The organism is Enterococcus sp. S86.2 (genome assembly GCF_059834485.2).
This window is the reverse complement of the sequence record NZ_CM206813.1, coordinates 2,505,539-2,519,204: the sequence shown is the minus strand read 5'-3', so window position 1 is coordinate 2,519,204 and position 13,666 is coordinate 2,505,539. Positions and strand designations below refer to the sequence as shown.

At 39.4% G+C, this 13,666-nt stretch carries 18 protein-coding genes; 15 read left to right on the top strand and 3 right to left on the bottom strand.

Going from position 1 to position 13,666, the window contains the following annotated elements:
• Positions 1–29 precede the first annotated feature (29 nt).
• Both AC6R0T_RS12010 and AC6R0T_RS12005 read right to left on the bottom strand, forming a co-directional pair.
• Complete coding sequence (locus AC6R0T_RS12010) at positions 30–752, bottom strand: NADPH-dependent oxidoreductase (protein WP_303754114.1); 723 nt, start codon at positions 750–752, stop codon at positions 30–32.
• A 32-nt stretch (positions 753–784) separates the two neighbouring features.
• A complete protein-coding gene (locus AC6R0T_RS12005) occupies positions 785–2,218 on the bottom strand; it encodes an aminotransferase-like domain-containing protein (protein WP_206903371.1) in 1,434 nt (477 codons plus the stop codon).
• 191 nt (positions 2,219–2,409) lie between these two features.
• Between AC6R0T_RS12005 and thiD the strand changes: the two genes are divergently transcribed.
• The 6 genes from thiD to phnE (AC6R0T_RS11975) all read left to right on the top strand — a co-directional run bounded on the left by thiD (position 2,410) and on the right by phnE (AC6R0T_RS11975) (position 7,840).
• Positions 2,410–3,234 carry a bifunctional hydroxymethylpyrimidine kinase/phosphomethylpyrimidine kinase gene (thiD, locus tag AC6R0T_RS12000; RefSeq protein ID WP_303754112.1) on the top strand — a complete coding sequence of 275 codons (825 nt, stop codon included), beginning with the start codon at positions 2,410–2,412 and terminating at the stop codon, positions 3,232–3,234.
• Entirely contained in the window at positions 3,231–3,779 is a 549-nt protein-coding gene (locus tag AC6R0T_RS11995; protein WP_206903373.1) for an ECF transporter S component, read from the top strand. Before thiD ends, AC6R0T_RS11995 begins: the two co-directional genes overlap by 4 nt.
• 372 nt (positions 3,780–4,151) lie before the next feature.
• Positions 4,152–5,210, top strand: a complete 1,059-nt coding sequence (locus AC6R0T_RS11990) for a phosphate/phosphite/phosphonate ABC transporter substrate-binding protein (RefSeq protein ID WP_303754111.1) — start codon at positions 4,152–4,154, stop codon at positions 5,208–5,210.
• A 248-nt stretch (positions 5,211–5,458) separates the two neighbouring features.
• Positions 5,459–6,211: a phosphonate ABC transporter ATP-binding protein gene (phnC, locus tag AC6R0T_RS11985; RefSeq protein WP_206903375.1), complete on the top strand. Its 753-nt coding sequence runs from the start codon at positions 5,459–5,461 to the stop codon at positions 6,209–6,211.
• A 9-nt stretch (positions 6,212–6,220) separates the two neighbouring features.
• Positions 6,221–7,021 carry a phosphonate ABC transporter, permease protein PhnE gene (phnE, locus tag AC6R0T_RS11980; RefSeq protein ID WP_206903376.1) on the top strand — a complete coding sequence of 267 codons (801 nt, stop codon included), beginning with the start codon at positions 6,221–6,223 and terminating at the stop codon, positions 7,019–7,021.
• A 9-nt stretch (positions 7,022–7,030) separates the two neighbouring features.
• Positions 7,031–7,840, top strand: a complete 810-nt coding sequence (gene phnE / locus AC6R0T_RS11975; protein ID WP_206903377.1) for a phosphonate ABC transporter, permease protein PhnE — start codon at positions 7,031–7,033, stop codon at positions 7,838–7,840.
• A gap of 164 nt (positions 7,841–8,004) precedes the next feature.
• Here the strand turns inward: phnE (AC6R0T_RS11975) and AC6R0T_RS11970 are convergent, their stop codons facing one another.
• Complete coding sequence (locus AC6R0T_RS11970; RefSeq protein ID WP_282462025.1) at positions 8,005–8,568, bottom strand: NADPH-dependent FMN reductase; 564 nt, start codon at positions 8,566–8,568, stop codon at positions 8,005–8,007.
• Between the two features lie 77 nt (positions 8,569–8,645).
• Here AC6R0T_RS11970 and AC6R0T_RS11965 point away from each other — a divergent pair, with 77 nt between their 5' ends.
• The 9 genes from AC6R0T_RS11965 to rpsC all read left to right on the top strand — a co-directional run bounded on the left by AC6R0T_RS11965 (position 8,646) and on the right by rpsC (position 13,666).
• Positions 8,646–9,083 carry a MarR family winged helix-turn-helix transcriptional regulator gene (locus AC6R0T_RS11965; protein ID WP_303754107.1) on the top strand — a complete coding sequence of 146 codons (438 nt, stop codon included), beginning with the start codon at positions 8,646–8,648 and terminating at the stop codon, positions 9,081–9,083.
• 433 nt (positions 9,084–9,516) lie between these two features.
• Positions 9,517–9,825 carry a 30S ribosomal protein S10 gene (gene rpsJ, locus AC6R0T_RS11960; RefSeq protein ID WP_002290443.1) on the top strand — a complete coding sequence of 103 codons (309 nt, stop codon included), beginning with the start codon at positions 9,517–9,519 and terminating at the stop codon, positions 9,823–9,825.
• 28 nt (positions 9,826–9,853) lie between these two features.
• Complete coding sequence (gene rplC, locus AC6R0T_RS11955) at positions 9,854–10,483, top strand: 50S ribosomal protein L3 (RefSeq protein ID WP_206903378.1); 630 nt, start codon at positions 9,854–9,856, stop codon at positions 10,481–10,483.
• 28 nt (positions 10,484–10,511) lie between these two features.
• Positions 10,512–11,135 (top strand): 50S ribosomal protein L4, encoded by a 624-nt coding sequence (rplD, locus tag AC6R0T_RS11950; RefSeq protein WP_206903379.1) that lies wholly within the window; start codon positions 10,512–10,514, stop codon positions 11,133–11,135.
• Positions 11,135–11,425, top strand: coding sequence for a 50S ribosomal protein L23 (locus AC6R0T_RS11945; protein ID WP_173103868.1), 291 nt, complete (start codon positions 11,135–11,137; stop codon positions 11,423–11,425). The genes rplD and AC6R0T_RS11945 overlap by 1 nt, the downstream gene beginning before the upstream one ends.
• Before the next feature lie 37 nt (positions 11,426–11,462).
• Complete coding sequence (gene rplB / locus AC6R0T_RS11940) at positions 11,463–12,296, top strand: 50S ribosomal protein L2 (RefSeq protein WP_173103867.1); 834 nt, start codon at positions 11,463–11,465, stop codon at positions 12,294–12,296.
• Between the two features lie 42 nt (positions 12,297–12,338).
• Positions 12,339–12,617 (top strand): 30S ribosomal protein S19, encoded by a 279-nt coding sequence (rpsS, locus tag AC6R0T_RS11935; RefSeq protein ID WP_071864217.1) that lies wholly within the window; start codon positions 12,339–12,341, stop codon positions 12,615–12,617.
• 22 nt (positions 12,618–12,639) lie between these two features.
• Entirely contained in the window at positions 12,640–12,987 is a 348-nt protein-coding gene (rplV, locus tag AC6R0T_RS11930; protein ID WP_173103866.1) for a 50S ribosomal protein L22, read from the top strand.
• Between the two features lie 13 nt (positions 12,988–13,000).
• A complete protein-coding gene (gene rpsC, locus AC6R0T_RS11925) occupies positions 13,001–13,666 on the top strand; it encodes a 30S ribosomal protein S3 (protein WP_206903380.1) in 666 nt (221 codons plus the stop codon).

Sequence of the window (13,666 nt, the reverse complement as noted above, 5' to 3'; positions counted from 1 at the left end):
GTGAAAAAATGACGTGTGGTAGTTGATTTTTAAAGTAAATGTTGTTTTTTTAAATAGTCGTTTAAATGAACGTTCCGCGGTTCTTTGTAGTAGTCGGCGAATTTTTTAGTCCAAAGTTTTGTTTCGCGGGCCTCGCCGAATTTTTTCATCGTCTGGTCGTAATCTTCGATTAATTGATAGTCATATGCTTGGTAAGTGTCGTAATGAATGACGGCTTTTTCTGGTAGGCGAGGTTTTACCTGCATTTCAACAGTGGGTTTTCCAATGCTAAGACCAGCGATTGGGTAAACGTAAGGTGGTAAATTGAAAAGTTCACTGACTTGGTCGATTTGATTACGTACACTGCCGACAATCACGCTGCCAAGACCCAATGCTTCTACTGCAGTGACCGCATTTTGCAATGCTAAACTGGCATCTGTCGTTGCAATAATCAAAGGGTTCAAACTATCTGTTACGGCATAATCCACGCCTTGTTTTAAAGCAACTAATTGTGTGCGCTGTAAGTCGGCCACAAATAATAAAAAGACAGAGCTGTGGAGCATGTGGGGATTACTAGGATTTAATTCAACTAGTTTTTCCCGCAATTTTTTATTTTTTACCACAATGATCGAGTAGGCTTGACCATTCATCCAAGACGGTGCTTGGCGACTGGCAGCTAAAATTTCTTGTAGCTGTTCATCTTTTAGCTCGTAGTTTTCGTCAAAGTTGCGATAGCTACGGTGGTTTTTCAATAATGTGATAACGTCCTTCATTTTTTGCCTCCTAAAATTAGAAATTGTTTGTGTTATGCCTTTGTTGAAGGTGTCTTACGTAAAAGCTTGCGAGTAATTCGTTCCATTTTTTCTGCCAGCGTCGTTACCAGCTCCGGCGTTAGCTGGGTATAATTTATTCGCATAGACATTGTATCATTACTAAAGAAAAAAGAAGGGGCGACCAATAAATTTTCCTCGAAAAATAGTTGCCAATCTTTGCGGTTCAAATTTTGGTGTTGCCACGTAAACCAATAATAAAGGCCGCCTTTAATTTTTGTGAATTCCCAATCTGTTTTAAAGGGGGCAAAAGTTTCGCACAATAGCTGGCTGCGTTGTTCAAGTTCTTTGATGAGTTGGGCGTGTTGGGTATCGTATTCAGGACTACTTAAGGCAATGTTGGCCAATATTTGGGTGAATAAGTTGGTTTCGCTATCCAATGACTTTTTCGTATTAGCGAGGGAAGAAATCAAATTTTTAGGAGCCAACAGCCAGCCAATTTTAATACTGGAACCAAAAATTTTTGACAAAGAACCAAGGTAGAGCACTTGTTCGGGCGCAATTTCCTTTAATTTAGGAATTGGAGTCGTGAAATCTAACTCGCCAAAGATGTCGTCTTCAATAATGGGGACGTAATACTTGCGACAGATTTCAATGATTTTTAGCCGACGTTCATAAGAAAGGCAGCGACTAGTTGGATTTTGAAAAGTAGGGTTTAAATAGAGTAGTTTTACTTTTTTTGCTAAAATCTGCTTTTCTAATTCACTGGGCATAATTCCTTCGTGATCGGTGGCAATGCCTTCTAGCCGTAATCCCAGCGACTGAAAAAGAGGTAGTGCAAATAAAAATGACGGATCTTCTGTGGCAATCACATCACCAGGTTGTAAGAGTGTTTGCAAAATTAGTGAAATTCCCTGCGTCGAGCCAGCAGTAATCAATAAGTCCTGATTTTTTAAGGAGAGCTGGAATTTTTGGGCTAATTTTTTTGTAATTGTAGCCTTTAAGGGCAAATAGCCAGTATCCCGCAAATTTTTTTCTTCTTTAATAATTTGATCCCAGGATAAAGCCGGAAATTTAAAAGCCGGAATTAAGTCCTGGGGTAGCTCGCCATTGGCTAAATCGATTGTTTGCAAGTTTTTACGCAATTGGTTTTGTGCTTTACTGTAAGGATCTTGCTGACTGCGACTGGCCAGTAAATGCTGCCATTGAAATTGTGGTGCTTGCCGCGAGCCCCACCGACCTTTGGCGACTTCGGTTCCGCTGCCTTGTTTGCGAACAAGCCAGCCTAAACTGGTTAACTCTTCTAATGCGTGGTTGACAGTGGAACGGTTAACGTGATAAAAGTCGGCCATTTTTCGCTCGGGCATGAGGCGATCACCAGGGGCTAATTTTCCAGATTCGATTTCTGCGATGATAACTTCCATTAGTTGTTGGAACAAAGGTGTTTTACTTTTACGGTTTAAAGTCATAAATGCTCCTTTGTAAAATTAAGATTTTACGTTCTAGAAATTATAGTCCAAAAATTAATTGGTTGGTTTCAAAATAAACCAATTGGTCGTTTCCGTCAAGAAGTACAAGCCCTATACTTAAAATTAGTATCCCGCAAAAATGAGTTTAGCAAAAATGGGCTAATAATAGGTATTTAAAAAGGAGTGGTCAAATGAAAAAGGTATTAACAATTGCGGGTTCTGATTCTACCGGTGGTGCCGGATTGGAAGCCGATTTGAAAACCTTCGAGGAATACGGTGTTTTTGGTTTTGCGAGTATTACTTCGATCGTCACAATGGATCCTAAAACAGGTTGGTCCCATGAAGTGACGGAATTACCGGCTGAACTGTTGTTAAAGCAACTTATTTCTGCTTTTGCCGGAGCGGATATGGCAGCTTTGAAAACAGGGATGATGGGAAATGATGCCAATATTTTAGCGGCTGTTGATTTTTTGGACAAGCAGCAGGTGGAAAATATAGTCGTCGATCCAGTTATTGCCTGTAAAGGTACGGCGCAAATTTTGCAACCGGAAGTAGTTACGGCAATCAAAAAATATTTATTACCGCTGGCGACGATTACCACCCCTAATTTAGTAGAGGCCGGAATTTTAGCGGAGCTAGGTGATTTGACCAATCTTACGGATATGAAAAAAGCGGCCCGGGCCATTTGGCAACAAGGGGCAAAAAACGTTGTCATAAAAGGCGGTCATCGCTTAGGAAGTGATAAAGCTATTGATCTATTTTACGACGGGGCTGAATTTGTCACCTTTGAAAATGAATTGTACCAAACCGATTTCAATCATGGTGCGGGATGTACTTTTGCTGCGGCAGTGACAGCCGGTCTGGCTAAAGGGGCTCCGATGAAACGAGCTGTGGCGATGGCTAAACAATTTGTCGCCGCTGCTATTAAAGAAGGCGTGCAGATTAATCCTTATGTCGGACACGTCTGGCATGGCGCTTACAACAAGGCGCAAAAAAGAATGGAGGCCATCCAATGAAAAAAGATTTTTCCGTCCAAGCAATTGTCTTAGTAGCGTTGTTTACTGCTTTGACTGTAATCGGAACCACGATTAAAATTCCACTACCCACCGGAGCTTTTGTCCATTTAGGCAATGCGGTATTATTATTGGCAGTTTTATTATTAGGCTACTTTAAAGGTTCATTAGCAGGTGGGTTGGGCTTTTTCATCTTTGATATGTTAAACGGCTACGCCACAGAAGCACCGTATTTTATTTTGGAGAGCTTTATTGTTGGTGCAGCAGCCTATGGGGCGTTACTTCTTTTTAAGAAAAAACCAACAGCGCTTTGGCAAGTTGTTGTCATTGGTTGTGTGACAGGGATTGCAAAAGTGGCAATGACCCAAATCAAAAATACAGTGATGTTAGTCATCGCCGGAGCGGACGTACAGGCAGCTTTTGTAGGCGCAGCGGCGAAATTACCAGCAACGTTAATCAATGTTAGCATGACTGTTTTGATTGTAGCCTTTTTGTACTTTCCGCTAAGAAAAGCTTTGACTGCTACGATGAAACGTTCTTTTGTTTAATTTAAAAGCTACTGTTTGTAAAAATAGTTTTTGGCGAAGTGTTAAGGCGCTAAAACCATAGAATACAGACTGTAGTTTTTTTTACTAAGTAGTGAATGTTCGTGTTTTATCCGGTTTTCAGCGTAGTAAAAAGCGATTATCTCTTAGAAAAAAATATTAACAAGCCTTTTTTGGTTATGGTTAGCAATTAAGAAATTTCTTTTCATTATTGAATAATAAAAGTGAAGGGAATCTTTCAAGTATTATTTACCTAAAAACTAGACAAATTCCCTGCCTTTTTTAAAAATATTCGTCTTTTCAAGCAGTTTAAATTATGTTATTATTTGTTCGCAGTGAAATCTGTGCTGTAGTTATTCATTATGGGAGGATATTATGTTTAAAAAAGTTTTGAAAGTGGGTTTGGCAAGTGCGGCAGCGATGCTTTTACTAGCTGGCTGTGGTAATTCTTCATCAAATGATAGCAAAGGTGAAAAAGATGCCGATGGTAACATCAAGTTGGAAAAGCTGACAATTGGTTTTGTACCGTCTCGTGACGCAGATGAAATCGTAACAGCTACTGAACCTTTGAAAAATCTTTTGAAAGACCAAATGAAAAAAGAAGGCTATAACATCGAAAACGTGGATATCTCTGTTGGTACGAGTTATGAAGCGGTTGGTGAATCATTGTCTTCTGGTACGCTTGATGTTGGTTTCATTCCAGGTGGGACGTATGTCTTATACGAAGATGGAACAGACGTATTATTAACTGCAACACGGAAAGGTTTATCCATTGATTCAGACGATGCGAAAGTTTGGAACGATGAAAAACCAACAAAAAACACAGACGAACAAGTTGCTTACTACCGCGCATTGATTATTGCAGGTCCTTCAGCAAAAGGCCAAGCTTTAGCTAAAAAAGTTAACGCTGGTGAAAAATTGACTTGGAATGATTTAAACAGTGCTTCTTGGGCAATGGCAAACTCTTCATCTTCAGCAGGTTACATCTACCCAACCTTGTGGATGAACAAAAACTACGATAAAACATTATTAGATTTAAAAGATGCGGTTCAATCTGACTCTTATGCAAGTTCATTTGCCCGTTTAGCAGCTGGTCAAATCGACGTTGTGATGGCCTATGCCGATGCACGTTTAGACTATGTTGACACTTGGACAAAAGAATTTGGTCGTAAAAATGATATTTGGTCTGAAACAAACGTTATCGGTGTAACAGACCCAATCTATAACGACACAATCAGCGTCAGCAAAAATGCACCAAACATGGACGCAAAATTGAAAAAAGCACTAAGCAAAGCTTTTATTGAAATTGGTAAAACAGATGAAGGTAAAAAAGTAATCAGCATTTACAACCACGAAGGTTATAAAGAAGCAAATGCTTCTGATTACGACGATGAGAAAAAAGCACAAGAATTAATCAAAAAAATTAGCGAATAATCGCGCAACTAGCACGAAAAATAGTAAAGCAGGGGTTGTGTTCATTAACACAATCCCTTCCTTTCTGTTTGCAATGCTGGAAATTTTTACGGGATAAGCCGAAATTTTAATGGTTCTTGCCAAGTAAAAGCTTTTACCTGAAGCAGAATGGCTTTGCAGTGAAATTAAAATTTCGTCTTATTGTGGGAAAAAGTGTTTTTCGACAGTAATTAGTAATTATTAAAACTTCAGTGTGAAAGGATACAGCAATGATTAAATTTGAAGATGTGCAAAAAGTTTATCCTAACGGTACCGTTGCACTAAAAGACATTAATTTAGAAATCCAACAAGGTGAATTTGTGGCAATTATCGGCCTTTCCGGCGCAGGGAAGTCTACTTTAATTCGTTGTATTAACCGCATGCACGACATTAATTCTGGCACGTTACTTGTTAATGATGTCAATGTTAGTCAATTAAAAGGAAAAGAAATTCGTGAATTCCGCAAAAATATTGGGATGATTTTCCAATCTTTTAACTTAGTAACACGTTCTACGGTTTTAAAAAATGTTTTGGTTTCTTCAGTGCCAGACATGCCTTTGTGGCGTCGGACCTTAGGGATTTTCCCCAAAGAAGATAAAATCCGTGCGCTAGAAGCATTAGATAATGTTGGGATCTTAGACAAAGCCTATACTCGAGTAGATCAACTTTCCGGTGGGCAACAACAACGGGTCGCTTTAGCCCGCACGCTAGCCCGCAAGCCAGGCATTATTTTAGCTGACGAACCGGTAGCTTCTCTTGATCCTGTTACAGCAAAATCAGTTATGGAAGATTTACGTCGTATCAATCGAGAAATGAATGTTTCTATTTTGTTGAATATTCACCATGTGGAATTAGCGTTAGAATATTGTGATCGTGTTATTGGGATTCGTCAAGGTGAAATCGTTTATGATGGACCAACCGATGTAGTGAATCAAAGCATCTTGGATGAAATTTACGGCAAAAATCAACCTGTGGAAGCGTAGGTGGTCAGCTTGTTTAAAAAGACATTAACTTTAAGTAATGGCAAACAAGTGACGAGCAAACGGTCATTTTTGCCAATTTATATTTTAATTACAGTAATCTTCATGTTTGTAGCAGCAGACGTAACGAATTTTTCATTTAGCACTTTAATTTTAAGAAGTAAACAGTTCTTTGTGATTATCGGCGACATGATTCCGCCAAATTGGAAATACATGAATCGGGTCTGGGGACCATTATTAGAAACAATTAAAATGTCATTGCTCGGGTCAATTATCGGTTCGCTATTGGCGATTCCTTTTGCGGTATTATCTTCTATTAATATTGTTAAAAATCGGTTCGTTGCCGGTATTTTCAAATTTATTTTGAGCGTATTGCGGACATTGCCAACTTTAGTCGTTGCTTTGATTGCTACCTTCATTTTAGGTTTAGGGGCATTTGCCGGTACGATCGCTATCTTTATGTTTACCATTTCCTATGTTGGTAAAATTATGTACGAACAAATTGAAACAATTGATATGCGAACTTTTGAAGCGATGGAATCTTTCGGTTTAACTAAGATTCAAGCTTTCCGATATAGCATTTTACCAGAAATTTTACCTAACTATTTATCGACTTCAATCTTCTGTTTTGAAGGAAATGTCCGGTATGCGTCTATTTTAGGCTATGTTGGTGCCGGTGGTTTAGGTTTATTGTTAAATGAACGTTTAGGCTGGCGCGATTATGCCAGTGTTGGTTCCATTTTATTGATGTTAATTGTCACTGTTGCGCTAATCGAGATGTTAAGTGAATACTTGCGTCAGAAATTAAAATAGGGGGACGCCATGAATACATTAGTAGAAAAACAATTGGCAAAAGAGCCCAATAAAAAAGTACAATACGCTACGATTGCTTTAATCGTTGTCGGAATGTTTATCTGGTCGTTGACGGCCATTAAAATTAATAAAACCAGTACGGATGGCTCCCAAGTTGCCTTGAATATTTTAAAAGGGATTGTGACACCGGATCTGAATTTTCTTTTTGATTTCTCTAGTACTGGGGTTGCCTATTTATTATTTGAAACAATTTGTATCGGTTTTTTAGGAACTATTTTAGGTTCGATCTTTTCAATTCCGATTGCCTTTTTGATGTCACCTAGTATTATGCCTAAACCAGTTTACATTTTGACGCGCTTTTTGGTGGTCATTATCCGAACTGTGCCGGCTTTGGTTTATGGGTTGATGTTCGTACGGGTAACTGGGACGGGTCCTTTTGCTGGGGTAATGACGATGTCAGTCACTTCGATTGGGATGGTTTCTCGGCTTTATGTTGATGCAATTGAAACAATTGATACTGGCGTTTTGGAATCAATGACCTCAATTGGGGCTACGACCTTCGACAAAATCCGTTTTGGAATTTTACCGCAATTGCTAAGTAACTTTGTTTCGATTACGATTTATCGTTTTGATATGAATTTACGGGATGCGACGATTTTAGGTTTAGTTGGTGCCGGTGGTATTGGTTCACCGTTGATGTTTGCTATTAACGGTTATAAGTGGAATCAAGTTGGCTCAATTTTAATCGGCTTAATCGTTTTAATCTTAATCGTTGAAGTCGTTTCAAATAAAATTCGTGCAAAATTAATTAATGGATAAAAGTAAGGGCGATGACATTTTTTTTGTCATCGCCTTTTTTGTGAAATTACCCATAACGAGTTTCTGCCTATATATAAATTGACTAAGCTTCAAAGGATAAAATGTCCTCAGATTAGCCAGTCTATTTTTTGCACATTACATCCTTGCTTGTGCTATTGCCTGGATTATCCTCTTTGAAGTGAGAATAGATGAATAAATTCTTCTGTCACCATCTGTACTTGAGGTGCAATCATTTTGAAAGATTCGTTGATGTCGATGAACTGATTGTTGCTATCAAACATTTCTTTGGCGATGTTTAGTGGTGGGTTGACAGACATGTTATACATATTCAAACCTTGGGTAACCAACTTCATTGCAAGTAATCCTTGGAAACCACCGTGCCCTCCGTAGACCATGATGCTAACGGGTTTGTGTTGCCATTCTTCATATAAAAAATCTAGCGCGTTTTTCATCACGGCAGGATACCCCCAATTGTATTGTGGGAAGAGTAAAACAAAACCGTCATAATTTTTAATTAGGGCGCTCCATCGTTTTGTATGTGCTTGTTGATAATGCCCTTTTGCAGGAATTTGTGGCTCATCAAGAAAAGGTAAATTGATTTTAGCTAAATCAATAATATCAACCATTAGCGCATCGTGTTTCATTTTGTCTTGTACCCAACGTGCGATATCGCCACCAATGCGATTAGGACGATTGCTGCCTAAAATGATGCCAATCTTTTTAACCATTTGCTCATCTCATTTCAATTTATTATGTGCAACTTGCACACAATAAATTGTAGTTGATGTGTGCTATAATTGCAAATATGAAAACTGAAATATTTGACGCGCTTTTCACAATTGTCAACTTCTTTAATGATCCCAGACACGATGCTAAACTTTTAAAGAAGGCAGGGATAAGCAATGATCAAAATTTATTACCAGTAGTTGTTCGTGTTGGTAAAAGTGGAACAATAAGTGTGGGAGAATTAGCAGCGCAATTAGGAAAAAATCATTCTTCGACAAGTAGACAGGTTGATAAATTTGTGGAAAAAGGCCTCTTACTTTCCTATCCAAGTAAAGAAGATAAGCGTGTTAGAATCGTAACCTTAACCGAAGACGGAAAAAAACTTTATACCCAATTGACTAACGCGAGAAGTGAAGTGATGGAGGAGTTGCTTACTCACTTTACTTATACTGAAGTAAAAGAGATTAGTGTTAGTCTACAAAAGTTAGCAAAAATATTAGCTGAAAAAAATAAATAAGCCGATTAAAATACGCTACGCCGCATAGACAAGAAAGAAATTAACCATTTCTAGTATGGTCTTTGCGGTGTAGTGTGCTCATTTTACGTCAATTATTTTTAATAAAGCTAGTTGGCTATTTTTTATCCAGCGTAACAAGTTAATAGAAAAAACAGAGATTTTTTTTATTTTTAAAATGAAAGCCTTTGCAAATAAAAAGTGGTGAAAAGTGCATGAAATCAATAAAAAATCCTTGCCAACACTACTTAGATATACTATAATCATAAAGGTGCTGCTTACAAATGTGTGAAAAGCACTGGTGGGATAAGGTTTTATTCTACCGGCTACGAAACGAGAGGTTGCGACACGCCCGGACGCTTTGCCATGGACGAGCGTGACGGAAATTTTCGTGGAGCTATGTCTACTTTTCAAAATAGGCGAAGGAGGGAAAACAATGGCAAAACAAAAAATTCGTATCCGTTTAAAAGCGTATGAACATCGTATTTTAGATCAATCAGCGGATAAAATCGTAGAAACTGCAAAAAGAACTGGAGCTTCTGTGTCAGGTCCAATTCCATTACCAACAGAACGCAGCTTGTACACAATTATTCGTGCGACTCATAAATACAAAGATTCTCGCGAACAATTCGAAATGCGTACTCACAAACGTCTAATCGACATTGTGAATCCAACACCGAAGACAGTTGATGCTTTAATGAAGTTAGACTTGCCAAGCGGCGTTAACATTGAAATCAAACTATAATTAATCAAATTAAGATGGAGGTGTAATCATGACCAAAGGAATCTTAGGGAAAAAAGTGGGAATGACTCAAATCTTCACTGAATCTGGTGAGTTAGTACCTGTAACAGTTGTTGAAGCTACTCCAAACGTAGTATTACAACTTAAAACAGTGGAAAACGACGGCTATGAAGCAGTTCAAGTCGGTTACCAAGATATGCGTGAAGTTTTATCAAACAAACCTGCGCAAGGTCATGTTGCAAAAGCAAACACGGCTCCTAAGCGCTTCATTCGCGAATTCAAGGATGTTGAGCTAGAGGGCTTAGAAGTAGGATCAGAAATCAAAGTTGATATTTTCGAAGCTGGAGATGTCATCGATGTAACTGGTACAACTAAAGGTAAAGGATTCCAAGGCGTAATCAAACGCCACGGCCAAAGCCGCGGACCAATGGCTCACGGTTCTCGTTATCACCGTCGTCCTGGTTCAATGGGTCCTGTAGCACCTAACCGGGTATTTAAAGGCAAACGTCTAGCAGGCCGCATGGGTGGCAACCGCGTAACAATCCAAAACTTGGAAGTTGTTCGTGTTGATGCTGAACGTAACGTAATCCTAATCAAAGGTAACGTTCCTGGCGCGAAAAAATCATTGATTACTATTAAATCTGCTGTGAAAGCAAAATAAGTAAACTTAAGGAAGGAGGAACTTAGGAATGCCGAATATTGCATTATTTAAACAAGATGGTAGCCAAAATGGCGAAATCACATTAAACGAAGAAATCTTCGGAATTGAACCAAATGAAAGTGTTGTCTACGATGCAATCATCATGCAACGCGCTTCATTACGACAAGGAACACACGCTGTGAAAAACCGTAGCGCAGTTCGAGGCGGTGGCCGCAAACCATGGCGCCAAAAAGGAACTGGTCGTGCTCGTCAAGGTTCAATCCGTTCACCACAATGGCGTGGCGGTGGCGTTGTCTTTGGACCAACTCCACGTTCATACAGCTACAAACTTCCTAAAAAAGTTCGTCGCTTAGCAATGAAATCTGTTTTATCAGCAAAAGTTGCTGAAAACAAAATGGTTGCAGTTGATGCATTAAGCTTTGACGCACCAAAAACAAAAGAATTCAAACAAGTTTTAGCTAACTTGTCAGTTGATTCTAAAGTATTAGTTGTACTTGAAGCAGACAACGACTTTGCTGCTTTATCAGCTCGTAACTTACCAAACGTGACTGTTGTTACTTCAAACAACGTATCTGTATTGGACGTAGTTTCAAGCGATAAATTGTTAGCAACTCAAGCTGCTCTGACTCAAATTGAGGAGGTGCTTGCATAATGAACTTACTAGACGTTATCAAACGCCCAGTGATCACTGAAAAATCTATGCTTGCCATGGATGACAAGAAATACACTTTCGAAGTGGACACTAAAGCGAACAAAACTTTAGTAAAACAAGCAGTTGAAGCTGCTTTTGACGGTGTTAAAGTGAAAAACGTTAATATCGTGAACGTGCGTCCGAAATTCAAACGTATGGGCAAATATGCAGGATACACAAAGAAACGTCGCAAAGCGATCGTTACTTTAACTGAAGCATCAAAAGAAATTACAATTTTCGAAGCTGAATAAGCATTAAATTCTACTACTAAATAGGAGGGAAACAGGCGTGGCAATTAAAAAGTACAAACCTACCTCAAATGGTCGCCGTAACATGACAAGCTCTGATTTTGCTGAGATTACAACAAGCACTCCAGAGAAAACTTTGTTGGCACCGTTGAAAAACAATGCCGGTCGTAACAACAACGGTCGTATCACTGTACGTCACCAAGGCGGCGGTCACAAGCGTCAATACCGCGTAATCGACTTCAAACGTAACAAAGATAACGTTGTTGCTACTGTTAAAACAATCGAGTATGATCCAAACCGTTCTGCTAACATCGCGTTAGTACATTATTCAGACGGTGTTAAAGCTTACATCTTAGCTCCAAAAGGCTTAGAAGTAGGTATGACAGTGGTTTCTGGTCCAGAAGCTGATATCAAAGTTGGGAATGCATTACCACTTGCAAACATCCCAGTTGGTACTGTTATCCACAACATCGAAATGAAACCAGGTAAAGGCGGACAATTAATCCGTTCAGCTGGTACAAGCGCTCAGGTATTAGGTAAAGAAGGCAAATATGTCTTAATCCGCTTAAACTCAGGCGAAGTACGTATGATCTTAGCAACTTGCCGTGCAACAATCGGTTCTGTTGGTAACGAACAACACGAATTGATTAACATTGGTAAAGCTGGTCGTTCTCGTTGGATGGGTAAACGTCCTACAGTTCGTGGTAGCGTAATGAACCCTAACGATCACCCACACGGTGGTGGTGAAGGTAAAGCTCCAATCGGACGTAAAGCTCCAGTATCACCTTGGGGTCAACCTGCATTGGGTTACAAAACACGTAATAAAAAAGCTGCTTCAGACAAACTTATCGTACGTCGTAGCAAAGCTAAATAAGGTTTTTGACCATGTGGTCTACATTTTGGAAGGAGGTTCACCATGGGTCGTAGTTTAAAGAAGGGGCCTTTCGTCGATGAACACTTGATGAAAAAGGTCGAAGCACAACAAGGTGCCGAAAAGAAAAAAGTCATCAAAACTTGGTCACGTCGTTCAACAATTTTTCCGAATTTTATCGGTTTCACGATTGCTGTCTATGACGGACGCAAACATGTCCCAGTTTACATTCAAGAAGACATGGTAGGACATAAATTAGGTGAATTTGCACCAACCAGAACTTATCGCGGGCACGCTGCCGACGATAAGAAAACAAGACGTTAATATTTGAGGGGAGGATATCATCATGGCAGAACAAATTACAAAAGCTAAAGCAACTGCGAAAACAATTCGCGTATCTCCTCGCAAATCTCGTCTAGTGATTGATTTAATTAGAGGTAAAAGCGTTGCTGATGCAATTGCAATCTTAAAGTTCACACCAAATAAAGCTGCCGGAATCATCGAAAAAGTTTTGATGTCAGCAGTTGCGAATGCAGAAAACAACTTTGACTTAGATGTTGAAAACTTAGTTGTTTCCGAAGCCTTTGTTAACGAAGGACCAACAATGAAACGTTTCCGTCCACGGGCTAAAGGTTCAGCTTCACCAATCAACAAACGTACAAGTCATATCACTGTAGTCGTATCAGAAAAATAAGGAGGGATAATCAGTGGGTCAAAAAGTACATCCAATTGGAATGCGTGTAGGCATCATCCGCGACTGGGATGCAAAATGGTATGCTGAAAAAGAGTATGCTGACTTCTTACACGAAGATTTGAAAATCCGTAAGTTTATCGCGACTAAATTAGCTGACGCTGCAGTTTCTACTGTTGAAATCGAACGTGCTGCTAACCGCGTGAACGTTTCTATCCACACTGCTAAACCAGGTATGGTAATTGGTAAAGGTGGTTCAGAAGTTGAAAACTTACGTAAACAATTAAACAGCTTAACTGGCAAACGTATCCACATCAATATCGTGGAAATCAAAAAACCAGATTTAGATGCAAAATTAGTTGGTGAAGGAATTGCACGCCAATTAGAAAACCGGGTTGCGTTCCGTCGCGCTCAAAAACAAGCGATCCAACGTACAATGCGTTCAGGCGCTAAAGGGATCAAAACAATGGTATCTGGCCGTTTAAACGGTGCTGATATCGCTCGTAGCGAAGGCTACTCAGAAGGTACTGTTCCACTTCATACATTGCGTGCCGATATCGACTACGCTTGGGAAGAAGCAGATACTACCTACGGAAAATTAGGAGTTAAAGTGTGGATCTATCGTGGCGAAATCTTGCCAACGAAAAAGAACGCTCAAGACACTAAGAAAGGAGGGAAATAA

What these genes read in the sequence shown, in the direction of transcription:
- rplV (WP_173103866.1), top strand. Translation starts at nt 12,640, where the DNA reads ATGGCAGAACAAATTACAAAAGCTAAAGCAACTGCGAAAACAATTCGC.
- AC6R0T_RS12005 (WP_206903371.1), bottom strand. Translation starts at nt 2,218, where the DNA reads ATGACTTTAAACCGTAAAAGTAAAACACCTTTGTTCCAACAACTAATG.
- AC6R0T_RS11945 (WP_173103868.1), top strand. Translation starts at nt 11,135, where the DNA reads ATGAACTTACTAGACGTTATCAAACGCCCAGTGATCACTGAAAAATCT.
- rplC (WP_206903378.1), top strand. Translation starts at nt 9,854, where the DNA reads ATGACCAAAGGAATCTTAGGGAAAAAAGTGGGAATGACTCAAATCTTC.
- phnC (WP_206903375.1), top strand. Translation starts at nt 5,459, where the DNA reads ATGATTAAATTTGAAGATGTGCAAAAAGTTTATCCTAACGGTACCGTT.
- AC6R0T_RS11965 (WP_303754107.1), top strand. Translation starts at nt 8,646, where the DNA reads ATGAAAACTGAAATATTTGACGCGCTTTTCACAATTGTCAACTTCTTT.
- AC6R0T_RS11990 (WP_303754111.1), top strand. Translation starts at nt 4,152, where the DNA reads ATGTTTAAAAAAGTTTTGAAAGTGGGTTTGGCAAGTGCGGCAGCGATG.
- rpsJ (WP_002290443.1), top strand. Translation starts at nt 9,517, where the DNA reads ATGGCAAAACAAAAAATTCGTATCCGTTTAAAAGCGTATGAACATCGT.
- rplD (WP_206903379.1), top strand. Translation starts at nt 10,512, where the DNA reads ATGCCGAATATTGCATTATTTAAACAAGATGGTAGCCAAAATGGCGAA.
- AC6R0T_RS11995 (WP_206903373.1), top strand. Translation starts at nt 3,231, where the DNA reads ATGAAAAAAGATTTTTCCGTCCAAGCAATTGTCTTAGTAGCGTTGTTT.
- AC6R0T_RS12010 (WP_303754114.1), bottom strand. Translation starts at nt 752, where the DNA reads ATGAAGGACGTTATCACATTATTGAAAAACCACCGTAGCTATCGCAAC.
- phnE (WP_206903377.1), top strand. Translation starts at nt 7,031, where the DNA reads ATGAATACATTAGTAGAAAAACAATTGGCAAAAGAGCCCAATAAAAAA.
- AC6R0T_RS11970 (WP_282462025.1), bottom strand. Translation starts at nt 8,568, where the DNA reads ATGGTTAAAAAGATTGGCATCATTTTAGGCAGCAATCGTCCTAATCGC.
- thiD (WP_303754112.1), top strand. Translation starts at nt 2,410, where the DNA reads ATGAAAAAGGTATTAACAATTGCGGGTTCTGATTCTACCGGTGGTGCC.
- rpsS (WP_071864217.1), top strand. Translation starts at nt 12,339, where the DNA reads ATGGGTCGTAGTTTAAAGAAGGGGCCTTTCGTCGATGAACACTTGATG.